We start from the raw sequence: 12,716 nt of genomic DNA, 5'->3' as shown, positions 1-12,716 counted from the left end.
CAGCAATGACGACTCAGGCAACAGCACCGGTCAGAGCAGCCGAACACAAAGAACTCCGCCGCGCGTTCTCACTCTTCCCCTCCGGGGTCACCGCGGTCGCCGCGCTCGTCGACGGGTCTCCGGTCGGTCTGGCCGCGAGTTCGTTCACGACTGTCTCCCTGGACCCGCCACTGGTGAGCGTCGCGTTCGGGAACCAGTCGCGGACCTGGGCGCGGCTGCGCGAGGTGAGGCAACTCGGCATCAGCGTCCTGGCGGACCAGCACGCGGACTACGCGCGCGTGCTGGCAGGGCCGGGCGACCGGTTCGCCGGCGCCGACTGGACCGCCACACCCGAGGGCGCGGTGCACATCGGAGGCAGCGCACTGGTACTGAGCTGCTCGATCGCCGAACTCACCACGATCGGGGACCACGAGGTCGCGTTCCTCCTCGTGGAAGACGCGCATGCGCAGTCGGCCGTCGAACCGCTGCTGTTCCACGGCAGCAAGTTCCGCCGCGTGACCGACCGCATGGGGTGAACGCCCGATTTCCTGGTTAACATCGGGGATATCTAGGGTGGACGTACTTGGAGTCTCGATGGCGCAGAAGCCCGGCGGCGAGTCCGGCAGCCACGTCGGGCGCGTGTTCGGCCTGATGGATCTCCTCGGCGCGGAAGCCTCGCCGCTCACGCTCAGCGAGCTGGCGCGCCGCGCGGACCTGCCGATATCGACGGCGCATCGGCTGCTGGGCGAGCTCGTCGCGTGGGGCGGCGTGGAGCGGACCGAGTCGGGGACGTACCGGCTGGGAGAGAAGATCTGGCGCCTGGGCGTGTCCTCGGCCTGGGAGCGCGAGCTGCGCAGGACCGCCCTCCCGTTCGCCAATGAACTCGCCGCGCGCACCGGGGCGGCCGTCGCGCTGAGCACGATGATCGGCAACCGGCTCGTGTGCATCGACACCGTGCGCGGCAAGCTCGACAGCATCCGTCTGACGCACGCGGGCGATGAACTCCCGCTGTTCGCGACCAGCGCGGGCAAGCTGTTGATGTCGACGGTGGACAAGACCGCGCTCTCGGAAGCGCTCCGTACGCGCCTGGAGAGGCACACGCCGTACACGCAGGTCCTGCCGCGTCTCGTCGTGGCGCAAGTCGAGGCCGCGCGACAGGCCGGATACGCCATCGCCCGCGCGGAGAGCTCCCCCGGGCAGTCCTCGCTCTCCGTGCCCGTGGCGACCGGGATCGACCGCACTCCGATGGCGCTGACGGCGCTGGTCCCCGCGTCTGACGCGAACCTCCCACGGCTGATCCCCCCGCTGCGGGAATACGCTCAGCTGATCTCCCGGGAGATCGCGAACCCCAGCTGATCATCCGGGGCCTTTCCGCATACTGGAAAGATCTCCTCGACCGCCCTCCCGCCTCCCGCGCATAGTGATCGAAAGGTCACGAACACCAGGAAGCGGAAAGGCCGTCTCATGTCTTTGGAACTAGGCATCTTCGACTCGTTCGATCTCGCCCACGGCACTGTCGGGGAACTGCTCGACGACCGGTTCCGCTTCGCGCAGGAGGTCGAGCGGCTGGGGTTCGCGCACTATCACGTGACCGAGCACCACGGCACGCCGCTCTCGGTCGTCCCGTCGCCCAACCTCTTCGTCGCGGCCCTGAGCCGGATCACCAGCACGCTGCGCATCGGCACCCTGGTGAACGTCCTGCCCGCCTACGAGCCGTTCCGCCTGGCCGAGGAGATCGCCGCGCTGGACCAACTCTCGCACGGCAGGCTCGACTTCGGCGTCGGCCCCGGTGTCAGCTCAGCGGAACTCGGCATCCTGGGCGTCCAGGGCGATCAGGCCCGTGCGATCTACGAGGAGACGCTCACGGCGGTGACGACGGCGCTGCGCACCGGCCGGATGAAGCATCGGGGAACCCTGCTGCGCGATTACGACGCGGCGCTGTCCGTGCTCCCGGTCCAGAGCCCGTACCCGCAACTGTGGTACGCCTCCGGCAGCGCGGCCACCGCGGAGTGGGCGGCATCCAACGGCATCAACTTCGTCACGCGCTGGGAGAACGGCCGGGTCGCCGAGGTGGGCGACACCTTCTGGACGACCTGGGAGAAGCACCGCGCCGACGAGGACCGGCTCAATCCCATCACCGGCCGGCCGCGTCTGGGCATCTCCAGCCCGGTCGTGGTCGCGGGCAGCCGGGCCGAGGCGCAGGACGTCTTCCACCGCGCGAGCGCCCTGTTCGAGCAGCGGATCCTGCACCTGTGGCACGAGAACGACGACCACCGGCTGGACGGTGTCTTCTCCGCTGAGAAGCTCCTGGCCAAGGGCAATGCGTTCGTCGGCACCGCGGACTCCGTGCGCGACGAGATCGTGGCGCAGATCGAGGCGTCCGGCATCAACTACCTCGAACTGTCGATCATCTTCGGCGACATCGGGCTTGCCGAAGCCACCGCCACCGCCAGGGCCGTCGCCGACCACGTCGCCCCGGCAGCCCGCGAGGCCGCACAGAAGACGCTGAGCCTGCGAGGAGTCCCGCTCGCATGACGAAAGGCACCACGATGCGTGTGCGCGTCGAATCAGGAGAACTCGAAGGGACCGTCGAGGACGGTGTGGCCGCGTTCCTCGGTGTTCCCTACGCGGCCGGTCCTACGGGCGGGTCGCGGTTCCTCCCGCCCAGCCTGCCGCCCAGGTGGGAGGGTGCCAGGCCGGCGACCCGATTCGGTGCGACCGCACCGCAGCCGGGAAGCCTTCGAGCCCGGATGATCCTCGGCCGGTCCGGACCCTCCGGCCCCGACTACCTCGTACTCAACGTATGGACACCACAGCCGGACCGGCGAGCGAATCTGCCGGTGCTCGTATGGATTCACGGCGGCGGGTTCACCAACGGATCGGGCGACGTGCCCGCATTGCGTGGAGCGACGCTCGCCAAAGACACCGAAACCGTCGTCGTCACCGTCAACTACCGGCTCGGCCCGCTCGGCTTCGCCTGGCACCCCGAACTGACCGGCGACCACGCCAACCTCGGCCTGCTCGACCAGAGGGCCGCGCTCGACTGGGTCGGCCGCAACATCTCCGCGTTCGGCGGCGATCCCAGCCGTGTCACCCTGGCCGGGGATTCGGCAGGCGCGATGAGCGCGGCGATACAGTCCGTACTGCCCGGCGCCGACACACCAATCGCCGCACTGTCCCTGCACAGCGGAATCCCCCACCTCACCCAACCGGACCCCGCAGCCGACGTCGTGCAGCGCCTGGCCGCACAGCTCGACGTACCGGTCCGACAGCTGGCAGAGCTCGATGACAGTGCTCTGATCGCCGCCGCGTCCGCGATCGCCCCGACCCACCGCTTCGGCCCTGTCGCCGCGGGCGAACTCGCAGACGGCCTCCCCGCGCCCTCCGCCATTGCGACCAGACTCAACACGACGTCCGACGAGGGCACGTTCTTCGTGCTCGACGAACGCTCCCCGCGTCGGCTGACGTCAACCGAGGCCGAAGCCATCGCCGCGGCGACGCTGCCCGGCGACGGCCACCGCCGCTACAAGGAAGCAGCCCTCTCACTCCCGCCGGCCAGAGCAGACGACCCGCACTGGGCGCTGTCCGCCGCCGTGACCAGCGCCCTTTTCGATGAACCCGCCGACGCCTGGGCCAGCGCCGCACCAGGCCGCGTCTGGCGCACCCGCTACAGCCGCCCCGCGACCGTATGGGACGGCTGGCTCGGCGCCACCCACACCCTCGACGTGCCCGTACTGTTCGGCAACCATCGCCACCCCGAACTCGCCCGCCTCTACGCAGGCGATGAAGGAATCGACGAAGTCTCCATCCGCCTCCGACGCGACTTCCGAGCCTTCCTCTACGGTCACCCGCCGACGACAGAGCGACCAGACGAGGATCACAGCGGAACCTGTCATGTCAGCTGAGACAGCTTGATATCAAGTTGCCTGTGCGATGGCGGTCGTTGGTTCGCTGATCCAGGCGACGAGGGGGATCTCGGGCGGGATCGGTCTGCGGGCGAAGCGCTCGGAGTGGGCGGCGTAGGCCGCGGCGAGGGTGATGGCGCGCTGCTCGCGGATCTGTCCCGCGGTGCCGAAGTGCACCGAGGCAGGGGTGTGCAGTCCGGGTCCCGGAGTGCCGGTGCTCGTGGTTGTAGGCGGTGCAAGACTCGTCGGCGAAGGCTCGGGCGTGCTGGATCGATCCGAAGCAGGCAGGGGAAGTCCGGGCAGTATTTCAGGGCTGTTTAGGTGGGCCGGCGTGACCTCGCCGAGGGACATCACCACGACCCACATCGAAGACGCCGTGGACGGCCTGACCGGCTCTGCCCGTCGAGGGCTGGCCACAGCCCTGAGCGGCCTGTTCCGCGCACTCAAGCGCGAGCGCATGATCTTCCGCAATGCCGCCGGAACCTCCCGGTCGGCGGCATCAAGGGCATCCCCAGGTCCATCCCCTCCCACCGCCTCGTGGGGCTGCTCGACCAGGCAAGGACACTACTCGACCGCCTCGCTGTCGCCCTGGCTGCCCTCCATGCCTTCTGGCAGGCCTGTGCGGATGATGTCCTGGAACACGCGCAGCGCCCGGGTGGCGTGCCCGAGGTCAGTCCAGTCGATGGCGGCGGGGGTTGTCCGAACAACGCGAGACAAGATCGCTTGAGTTGCGCTACCGGCCGCAGCCGCTCACGCGCCCGGAGTCGCTGCCTCGGCTCCGGCAGCCCGGGTACCCGGCGCTTCAACAGCGACCTCGACGGCTTGATGGTGGCAGGGCTCACGTGCTGAGCGCGTGCGCCCCGACCACCAACCGGAAGCCGGATCAGCGGACGCGCGGCGGTCACCTCGGGTGCGCCGTCCTGTTCGCCAGCTGCGTGAAGGCGAGGCGCACCGCGCCCATGGCCGAGGCTTCCGGGCCCAGGTTGGTGGCGAGCACCGCGACGTTGTGGTTGGTGGGCAGAGCCAGCGTCCTGATGCAGTTCTTGATCTCGGGGATGAGATGCTCGGAGGCCCGGGCGAGAGCGCCTCCGATGATGATGGCGTCGGGGTTGAAGGCGTTGCACAGCAGGCTCGCCGTCTGGCCCACTTTGCCGGCGGCCTCGCGGAAGACACGTCGGACAGCGGGGTCGCCCGCCTCGAGCAGGCGGGTGGCCTGGGCGAGGGTAAGGAGTCCGTGGGCCGGGCGCAACGCTTCGAGGATGGCGGGGATTCCCGCGTAGACCTCCAGACAGCCGCGTGCTCCGCAGCGGCACACGGGGCCTGTCAGGTCCAGGCCGACGTGTCCGAACTCGCCCGCGCTGCCGTTGCCGCCGTCGACGATGGTGCCGCCCAGGACGAGGGATCCGCCGACACCGGAGTGGAGCTTGAGGAAGAGGTACGCGCCGTAGCCCTGTCCGGCCCCCAGTACGTCTCGGCCGCGGCGGCGAGCTTGGCGTCGTTGTCCACCGTGACCGGCAAGTTCAGGACGTGTCGGAGGTCTGCGGCGACGTCGCGTCCGGCCCAGGTGGGGATCATGCTGGAGTGCGAGACCCCGCCGGTGCGCCGGTCGATCGGTGCTGGCACCGCGGCGCCCGCGCCGAGGAGCGCGTCGTCCGGCAGCCGGGCCTGTGACAGTGCCTCGCCCACCAGCTCACCGGCCACCCGCACGCCCGTTTCCGGCGGGTAGTCGACCTCCAGCTCTCCGACCGCGATGGCGCGGATGCGGTGCGCGGCGTCCGCGACCACTGCTCGTATGTGCCGGTAGCCGAAGTCGATCCCGACGGTGCATCCGGCGTCGGGGTTCAACGTCAGCAGCCGGTGCGGGCGTCCGCGGCTGCCGGTCATCACGATGTCGGTCTCGACGACGAATCCGTCCGCCACGAGTTCTCCGATGACGCGGCTGGTGGTCGACCGTGCCCAACCGGCCTGCTCGGCGAGGGCCGCCCGGTGCATCGGGCCGTTGACGATGAGGAGGTCGATGGCTCGCGTGGACAACGAGCCGCTCGGCCGGGGAAGCACTGGCATGGCCTTAATTTTGCCTCGTGAGGTCAATATTAGCTAGCAGTTAGTCCCTATTACGAATGAATTACGTCCCTAGTGGAACGAAATATGCACGACATACGGTCACTGCCATTCACGGCTCCGAAGGTGCTCGGGAGCAACTCCGAAGCAGCTCGTAGCTCCGACGTAGGGGAGGTGGCCGGTGGCGAACGCAGTGACTGCGCCTCGGCCAGAGGTGCACGGTTGGGTGGCCAAGGACTTCGCGCAGCTGCGTGACGCCCTGGAGACGAATCTGCGCACGGGCGACGACAAAGGGGCGATGGTCGCCGTCTACCGCCACGGTGCTCTGGTGGCCGATCTGTGGGGCGGAGTGTCGCAGGACGGACGGACGCCGTATCCGCGGGACGCCCTGCAGGTGGTCTTCTCGGTCAGCAAGGCCCTTCTCGGGCTGATGGTGACGGCGATGCTCGATGACGGTCTGATTGCCCTGGGGCACCCCGTCGCCCGGTACTGGCCCGAGTTCGCGGCGGGGGGCAAGGAACTGGTCACCCTGGGCGAACTGCTCGCGCACCAGGCCGGGCTGCCGGCGTTCGCCACCCCCATGACACCCGGGGGCCTGGCCGACTGGCAGCGGTGCGTCGACGACCTCGCCGGTCAGACGCCGCTGTGGAAACCGGGGTCCGCCCACGGCTATCACGCACTGACCATGGGCTATCTCGCCGGGGAGATCATCCGCCGGGTGACCGGGCATACGCCGGGCGACTACCTGCGGACCAGATTCGCCGAACCGCTGGAAGCCGAGGTCTGGATCGGGCTGCCCCCGGCCCTCGGCCACCGGGTCGAACGGCATGTCGTCGCCGACCCGGCACCAGGGATCGGGGAAGTCCGCCGGGTGCGGCAGGCCGACCCGGCGGCCATCACCCACCGGGTCCTCACCAATCCCGAGATCACCTTTCCGGTCTTCGACACGCCGCCCATGTGGGGCCCGGAGATCCCGGGCGCCAACGCGATCGGCGACGCGCGGTCGCTGGCACGGCTGATGGCCACCGCTGTGGACGGGCCACTGCGGTCGCTGTCCCCCGAGGCGGTGGCGGTCGCCACCGCACAGCAGGGATACGGGCCCGACCTGGTTCTGGTGGACCAGCCCAGCCGTTTCGGAACGCTGTTCATGCTGGCCTCACCACGGGAGCCGATGCTGGGCACCCGCTGTTTCGGCCACAACGGGGCGGCCGGCGCCCTGGCGTTCGCGGACCCCGAGAGCGGCATCTCCTTCGCCTACGTCGGCAACCGGGCCCACCCGGATCCCACCCCCCACCGTCGCATCCACCGCCTCCTGTCAGCGGTGCGCGACGCGCTGTGAAGCGGTACCTCCTCGATCACCGAGCCCGGGAAGCGCCGCCACTGCGTGCCGTCCTCTCGCGGCCGGCCACTAAGACGTCATCTCATTTGGCTGGGTAAGCTGCCGGTCGTGGCAGGGATCGTTGAGCGGCTGGTGCCGGACGAGTTGTGGGAGATGTTCCAGCGGGTGGTGCCGGATGCGCCATCGCGGCCTCAGGGCGGTGGCCGACGTCGGCACGGCGACCGCGAAGTGCTGGCCGCCATCGTCTTCGTGGCGACCTCGGGCTGCACGTGGCAGCAGTTGCCGTCCGCATCGTTCGGGCCATCGGGAGCGACGGCCCACCGACGATTCACCGAGTGGACGAAGGCCCGCGTGTGGGCAAAACTCCACCGCCTGGTCCTCGACGAACTCGGCTCCCGCGGCGAGCTGGACTGGTCCCGCTGCGCGATCGACTCGGTGAACATGCGGGCCCTGAAAAGGGGGAACTGACAGGCCCGAATCCTGTCGATCGAGGCAAGTACGGCTCAAAGATCCACCTGATCACCGAGCGGACCGGTCTGCCCCTGTCCGTCGGGATCTCCGGGGCGAACCTGCACGACAGCCAGGCGCTGATCCCGCTGGTGAAAGGGATACTGCCGATCCGCTCCCGGCGCGGACGCCGGCGGCGCAGACCGGCAAAGCTCCACGCCGACAAGGGATACGACTACGAGCACCTGCGGCGATGGTTACGCGGGCGCGGCATCCGTCACCGCATCGCCCGCAAAGGCATCGAGTCCTCGACCCGCCTGGGTCGCCACCGCTGGACCATAGAACGCACCATGTCCTGGCTCGCCGGATGCCGCAGACTGCACCGACGCTACGAGCGCAAAGCCGAGCACTTCCTGGCCTTCACCAGCATCGCCTGCACCCTCATCTGCTACCGCAGACTCACCAAATGAGATGACGTCTAAGAAAGGAAACGCCATGAGACCAGTGATCAAGGCAGCCTGCGCGGCGGCCTTGGCGGCCGCGGTACTGACGGCCTGCAGTGCCAAACCGACCGCCGCCGGCGGCAGCATGTCCGCCGGGAGAAGCGGACGGCATTTCGTCATCGACATCTCCGGCCCCCTGTCGGACCCGTTCTTCGGCGCCACGAAGCAGGGCAGCGACGCTGCCGCCAAGGAACTGGGCGTCAAGTACGAGTACAGCGCCTCCAAGGACGCCAACGACATCATCGCGGTATACACCCGCCTCATGGAGTCCGCCATCGGGCGGAAGCCGGACGCGATCGTCGTCGGTGACTACTTCCCCGACGCGCTGAACCCGCTGATCAAGAAGGCGACCGCGGCAGGCATCCCGGTCGTCGTGACCAACTCGGGACGCACCTCGTGGCGTGCTCTGGGCGCCGTCGGGTACGTCGGCGAGGACCCGGTAGCCATGGGCATGGTGGCGGGCACCGCCCAGGCCAAAGCCGGTGTCAAGAAGGGCCTGTGCGTCAACCAGGTGCCCGGCAACCCGGTGCTGGAACAGCGGTGCAAGGGGTACGAGAAGGGGCTGAAGGCGGTCGGCGGGAGCGTCGTGAACCTCACCATCCCCTCGGAGGACGCCAACAACGACCAGAAGGTCCAGCAGGACATCGCCGGAGCGCTGCGCTCCCACCGGGATGTCGACGGCGTGTTCACCCTCGGTTCGGCTATCGCCATGGACGCCGTCACAGCAGCCAAGCAGTCCGGCCGCAAGCTGACCATCGGGACGACCGACCTGTCGACGAACGACCTCAACGCGGTCAAGTCGGGTGACCTGCTGTTCGTCATCGACCAGCAGCCCTTCCTCCAGGGCTACTACGGGCTGCTCATCGCCGAGCAGTATCTGAAGTACAAGGTCGCCCCCACCTCCGAGATCTCCACCGGCCCTTACCTGATCACCAAGGACAACGTGGACACGGTCCTCAAAGTCGGATCCACCTACCCAGGCAGCCGCGGCGCCAACTGACGCCGGAGGTGATCCGGTCGCCGCCCCACGGCGACCGGCCGCCGCAGGCACGTCTCCCGGAGGACGTCAACCAGCATGAGCCAGACCACCATTTCGCGCGGGCCGACGGACCGGCCCGCACCCGCCGTCGGCGCCGCATCCGTCTCCCGGCTGACAAGGCGGCCCGAATTCGGGGCCCTCGTCGCCGCGGTCGCGCTGTTCGCCTTCTTCGCCGTCGTCGCCAATGACGCCGGGTTCCTCTCCTTCTCCGCCACCGCCGGGTGGCTCAACACGGCCGCGGAACTGGGCATCGTCGCGGTTCCCGTCGGCCTTCTGATGATCGCCGGCGAGTTCGACCTGTCCGTCGGCTCCGTCCTCGGCGGATCCATGATCATCACCGCCGCAGGATCCGGTTACTACCACCTGCCACTGATCGTGAGCATCCTGATCGCGCTGGCCTTCGGTGTCCTCGTGGGCCTGGGCAACGGCTTCCTGGTCAACCGGACCCGCCTTCCCTCATTCATCGTGACCCTGGCGGCCAACTACGTCTGCTTCGGTGTCGCGCTGGGGGCGTCACGCGGCCTCACAGGTACCAGCACCATCTCGCTGGCCTTGTCGGGCCCGTGGAAGAAGGTGTTCGCAGCCAAGCTCGGCGACTTCAACATCGCCATCCTCTGGTGGCTCGTGATCTGCCTCGCCGCCGCCTGGGTGCTGCGCAGGACACCCTTCGGCGCCTGGATCTACGCCACCGGCGGGAACACCGACTCCGCGCGTCGCGCCGGGGTCCCGACGTCCCGGGTCAAGCTGATCCTCTTCGTCGCCACAGCCGCCGCCAGCGCCCTGTGCGGGGTGATCCAGACAGCGGAGTTCAACAGCGGGAACGCGGCCTCGGGACAGGGATTCGTCTTCCAGGCGCCCATCGTCGCGGTCATCGGCGGCATCCTCCTGACCGGCGGCTACGGCTCGGTCATCGGCGCCACCCTCGGCACCATCACCTACGGCATCGTCAACATCGGCCTGTTCTACACCGGCTGGAGCACCGACTGGACCACCGCCATCGTCGGCATCCTTCTCGTCCTGGCCGTCATCGGCAACAACGCCATCCGCAAGCTGGCCCTGACCCGAGGCCCCGACCGACCGCGAAAGGAACCGACCCGATGAGCACATCCCAGGAAGCCCCCGCCATCGAAACGCCGGCCGTCACACCCGTCCTCCGGCTGCGCGACGTGTCCAAAACCTTCGGCGGCGTCGTCGCTCTCCGCAACGCCTCGCTCGATGTCCACCCGGGAGAGGTGCACTGCCTGCTCGGTGACAACGGCGCCGGGAAGTCCACCCTCATCAAGATCATGTCCGGGGTCCACCCGCCCAGCAGCGGCGCGGTGGAAGTCGCCGGGGAGTCGCAGTCCTTCCGTTCCCCTCGCGACGCCCAGGCGGCGGGCATCGCCACGGTGCACCAGGACGTGGGCGCGATCCCGCTCATGAGCGTCTCGCAGAACTTCTTCCTCGGCCTGGAACCGACGAAGGGCCGGGGACCGTTCCGGCGCACCGACACGGCCACGGCCGACCGCATCGCGCTGGAGAACATCGCGGCCATGGGCATCCGCCGCGTCACCGACCCCAGGCAACTCGTCGGCACCCTGTCCGGCGGGGAACGGCAGGCCCTCGCCATCGCGCGAGCCATGTACTTCGGCGCCCGCGTACTCATCCTCGACGAACCGACGTCCGCGCTGGGAGTCAAGGAAGCGGCCGTCGTCCTGCGGCAAGTCGACGCGGCGCGGCGGTCCGGCATCGGCACCGTCTTCATCACCCACAACGCCACACACGCGATCAGGATCGGCGACCGGTTCACGGTACTCATCCAGGGAGAGGTCGCGGCCCAGTTCTCCCGTGGCGAGAAATCCCGCCACGAGATCCTCGACCTGATGGCCGGCGGAACAGAACTGGACGACCTCCGTCACACGATCGACGACGAGGACTGACCCGCCCGGTCACCCAGCTCAGTTCTGACCGAAGCAGTCGCAGATGGTGACGATCGCGAACGAACAGCACGACCGGCACTCTCCGCCGTACTGGCAGACCATTCCCGCGGACCTTCCAGGTCGGCGACGACTTCTTCGGCAGCGTCGGCTCCACACCCGAGATCTATCCCATCTACTGGTCGAGGGCCCAGACGGAGGCCCGCTAGAGCGACCGAATGGCCCGCGTCCAGTCCTTTCTCAACTCCTTCTGGCGGCACGAGTCGGAGGGCGTGCGCTGGTTCGACCCCGACCGTGACGCGCTCTACCCCGACCGGATCCGCCGCCGCCCGCCGGGCACCGACTCCCGCGGTCTGGGCACCCACTGTGATCCCGGCACCCTCGATCTGTGGATGACCCGGGAGCACCAGCAGACGTTCCGCCACCTCTTCGACGGGAGCCTGATTCGTCCCCGGTCGCGTACGAGTGCAAAGGGACGCTTGATGGTGCGGTGATGCGTGGTGCCCGGCACTCTGCTGCTCGTCGGTGAAGGGTGGCGGAGGGCGGTGGCGCGGTGGTTTTGGATCAGCGCGCTGGCTGGAACTGCGGCGGTTCCGTGCTCTGGTCGAGTCGGGAGCGGTCAGTCTGACGGAGGTGGCCAGGGAGACTGGGCTGGACCGCAAGAGGGTCCGCAAGTATCTGTCGAGCGCGGCGGCATCGGTGCCGCCGAGACGGATGTCGAACGGTCGGCCCCGGAAGAAGGTGGTCGACGAGGTTGCCCCGTTGATCGACGCGATGCTGCGGGCAGAGATCCTCATCAAGGGCGCCGTGGTGCACGAGCGTTTGGCGAAGGAGTACGGCTGGTGCTGTGACCGGAAAGGTTCGCCGAGTTAGGAGGCAGGCCCGGGGTGTTCGTTGAAATCGTGTTCGCGGGGCTGCCGATCGATCGTGGCGAGGTCGAGGAGGCGTGGAGGTGGCGTACGAGCTCGACGGTGAGGTCACCGGCGCGGGCAGCAGCATGGGTCGCTGCCATCTCGCCCCCGAAATCGCGGAGGGTTCAGACCCCGCTGCGGCCCTGCAGCGGCTTCGGGCAGCGCTGTCCGAGCTGGGCGTCGCGGACTGTGCGACCTTGAACGTCAGTGAGTGATCGGGCCGCGATTCGCGCTCGCCAGTCCCAGCGGATGCCCTTCTCGCTGCGGCCCCGGGCGCGTTCACGGCGCTCTGTCGCCAGGACGTCCCGGTGGCTGGCCCAGCTTGGTCGGGCGGGTGGTGGCTGCCTGGACGACGAATTCCTCGTCGTCAGGAATGAGCAGGCGGGGACGGCCTCGCGCCCACTGTGGCGACATCCCGCGAGTTCTCCTGAGCCCGGATAGGTACCCGAGGCGCGCTGGCTCCGCTCGGGGCTGATCTCCGTCACCGGCCTGGGATCGGAACGGCCTCTTGGCGCACGCGCGCCCGGTAGCGCTGCGGCGACTCCCCGATAACGCGCTTGAACGCCGTGCTGAACGCGCTCTCCGAGCCGTAGCCCAGCTCGGCGGCGAGCGCCGC

At 68.9% G+C, this 12,716-nt stretch carries 15 protein-coding genes and 2 pseudogenes; 12 read left to right on the top strand and 5 right to left on the bottom strand.

Translation table 11 applies throughout. The annotated features are described in order from the left end of the window. Positions 1-5 precede the first annotated feature (5 nt). From ACWC1K_RS48315 to ACWC1K_RS48300, 4 genes are all read left to right on the top strand, one after another. Positions 6-515, top strand: a complete 510-nt coding sequence (locus ACWC1K_RS48315; protein ID WP_450840316.1) for a flavin reductase family protein — start codon at positions 6-8, stop codon at positions 513-515. A 58-nt stretch (positions 516-573) separates the two neighbouring features. Further along, positions 574-1,335, top strand: a complete 762-nt coding sequence (locus tag ACWC1K_RS48310; RefSeq protein WP_450840314.1) for an IclR family transcriptional regulator — start codon at positions 574-576, stop codon at positions 1,333-1,335. A gap of 108 nt (positions 1,336-1,443) precedes the next feature. Next, positions 1,444-2,514 (top strand): LLM class flavin-dependent oxidoreductase, encoded by a 1,071-nt coding sequence (locus ACWC1K_RS48305; RefSeq protein WP_450840313.1) that lies wholly within the window; start codon positions 1,444-1,446, stop codon positions 2,512-2,514. Beyond that, positions 2,511-3,884 (top strand): carboxylesterase family protein, encoded by a 1,374-nt coding sequence (locus tag ACWC1K_RS48300; protein ID WP_450840311.1) that lies wholly within the window; start codon positions 2,511-2,513, stop codon positions 3,882-3,884. The genes ACWC1K_RS48305 and ACWC1K_RS48300 overlap by 4 nt, the downstream gene beginning before the upstream one ends. Before the next feature lie 12 nt (positions 3,885-3,896). Here the strand turns inward: ACWC1K_RS48300 and ACWC1K_RS48295 are convergent, their stop codons facing one another. The 3 genes and pseudogenes from ACWC1K_RS48295 to ACWC1K_RS48285 form a co-directional block, all read right to left on the bottom strand. Next, positions 3,897-4,061, bottom strand: a complete 165-nt coding sequence (locus ACWC1K_RS48295; RefSeq protein ID WP_450840310.1) for a hypothetical protein — start codon at positions 4,059-4,061, stop codon at positions 3,897-3,899. A gap of 387 nt (positions 4,062-4,448) precedes the next feature. Further along, complete coding sequence (locus ACWC1K_RS48290; RefSeq protein ID WP_450840309.1) at positions 4,449-4,601, bottom strand: hypothetical protein; 153 nt, start codon at positions 4,599-4,601, stop codon at positions 4,449-4,451. A 184-nt stretch (positions 4,602-4,785) separates the two neighbouring features. Next, a pseudogene (locus tag ACWC1K_RS48285) lies at positions 4,786-5,876 on the bottom strand (ROK family protein). A 295-nt stretch (positions 5,877-6,171) separates the two neighbouring features. On the opposite strand from ACWC1K_RS48285, the gene ACWC1K_RS48280 reads away from it, so the two are divergent. The 8 genes from ACWC1K_RS48280 to ACWC1K_RS48245 all read left to right on the top strand — a co-directional run bounded on the left by ACWC1K_RS48280 (position 6,172) and on the right by ACWC1K_RS48245 (position 12,315). Next, positions 6,172-7,284 (top strand): serine hydrolase domain-containing protein, encoded by a 1,113-nt coding sequence (locus tag ACWC1K_RS48280; protein ID WP_450840308.1) that lies wholly within the window; start codon positions 6,172-6,174, stop codon positions 7,282-7,284. Positions 7,285-7,437: 153 nt separating this feature from the next. Beyond that, positions 7,438-8,201, top strand: a protein-coding gene (locus tag ACWC1K_RS48275; RefSeq protein WP_450840341.1) for an IS5 family transposase whose coding sequence is annotated in 2 segments (ribosomal slippage) — positions 7,438-7,741 and positions 7,741-8,201 — 765 coding nt in all. Because the reading frame shifts where the segments join, the coding sequence is not laid out codon by codon here. A 25-nt stretch (positions 8,202-8,226) separates the two neighbouring features. Further along, complete coding sequence (locus ACWC1K_RS48270; RefSeq protein ID WP_450840307.1) at positions 8,227-9,234, top strand: sugar ABC transporter substrate-binding protein; 1,008 nt, start codon at positions 8,227-8,229, stop codon at positions 9,232-9,234. A 75-nt stretch (positions 9,235-9,309) separates the two neighbouring features. Continuing rightward, entirely contained in the window at positions 9,310-10,374 is a 1,065-nt protein-coding gene (locus ACWC1K_RS48265; RefSeq protein ID WP_340384483.1) for an ABC transporter permease, read from the top strand. Beyond that, entirely contained in the window at positions 10,371-11,192 is an 822-nt protein-coding gene (locus tag ACWC1K_RS48260) for an ATP-binding cassette domain-containing protein (protein ID WP_450840306.1), read from the top strand. Before ACWC1K_RS48265 ends, ACWC1K_RS48260 begins: the two co-directional genes overlap by 4 nt. 215 nt (positions 11,193-11,407) lie before the next feature. Next, the gene (locus tag ACWC1K_RS48255) at positions 11,408-11,683 is read left to right on the top strand and encodes a YbiU family protein (RefSeq protein ID WP_450840304.1); all 276 of its coding nucleotides are present in this window, start codon (positions 11,408-11,410) and stop codon (positions 11,681-11,683) included. A gap of 139 nt (positions 11,684-11,822) precedes the next feature. Continuing rightward, positions 11,823-12,062: a hypothetical protein gene (locus ACWC1K_RS48250; RefSeq protein ID WP_450840302.1), complete on the top strand. Its 240-nt coding sequence runs from the start codon at positions 11,823-11,825 to the stop codon at positions 12,060-12,062. A 79-nt stretch (positions 12,063-12,141) separates the two neighbouring features. Beyond that, positions 12,142-12,315, top strand: coding sequence for a hypothetical protein (locus ACWC1K_RS48245; protein WP_450840344.1), 174 nt, complete (start codon positions 12,142-12,144; stop codon positions 12,313-12,315). Positions 12,316-12,333: 18 nt separating this feature from the next. Here ACWC1K_RS48245 and ACWC1K_RS48240 read toward each other — a convergent pair. After that, a pseudogene (locus ACWC1K_RS48240) lies at positions 12,334-12,417 on the bottom strand (integrase); the annotation flags it as partial. A 164-nt stretch (positions 12,418-12,581) separates the two neighbouring features. After that, positions 12,582-12,716, bottom strand: a 135-nt coding sequence (locus tag ACWC1K_RS48235; protein ID WP_450840339.1) for a helix-turn-helix domain-containing protein, incomplete at its 5' end; no start/stop codon positions are given.

It is taken from the genome of Streptomyces sp. NPDC001492, from assembly GCF_053597275.1.
The sequence above is the reverse complement of the archived record's forward strand: the minus strand, read 5'-3'. Positions and strand labels throughout refer to the sequence as shown.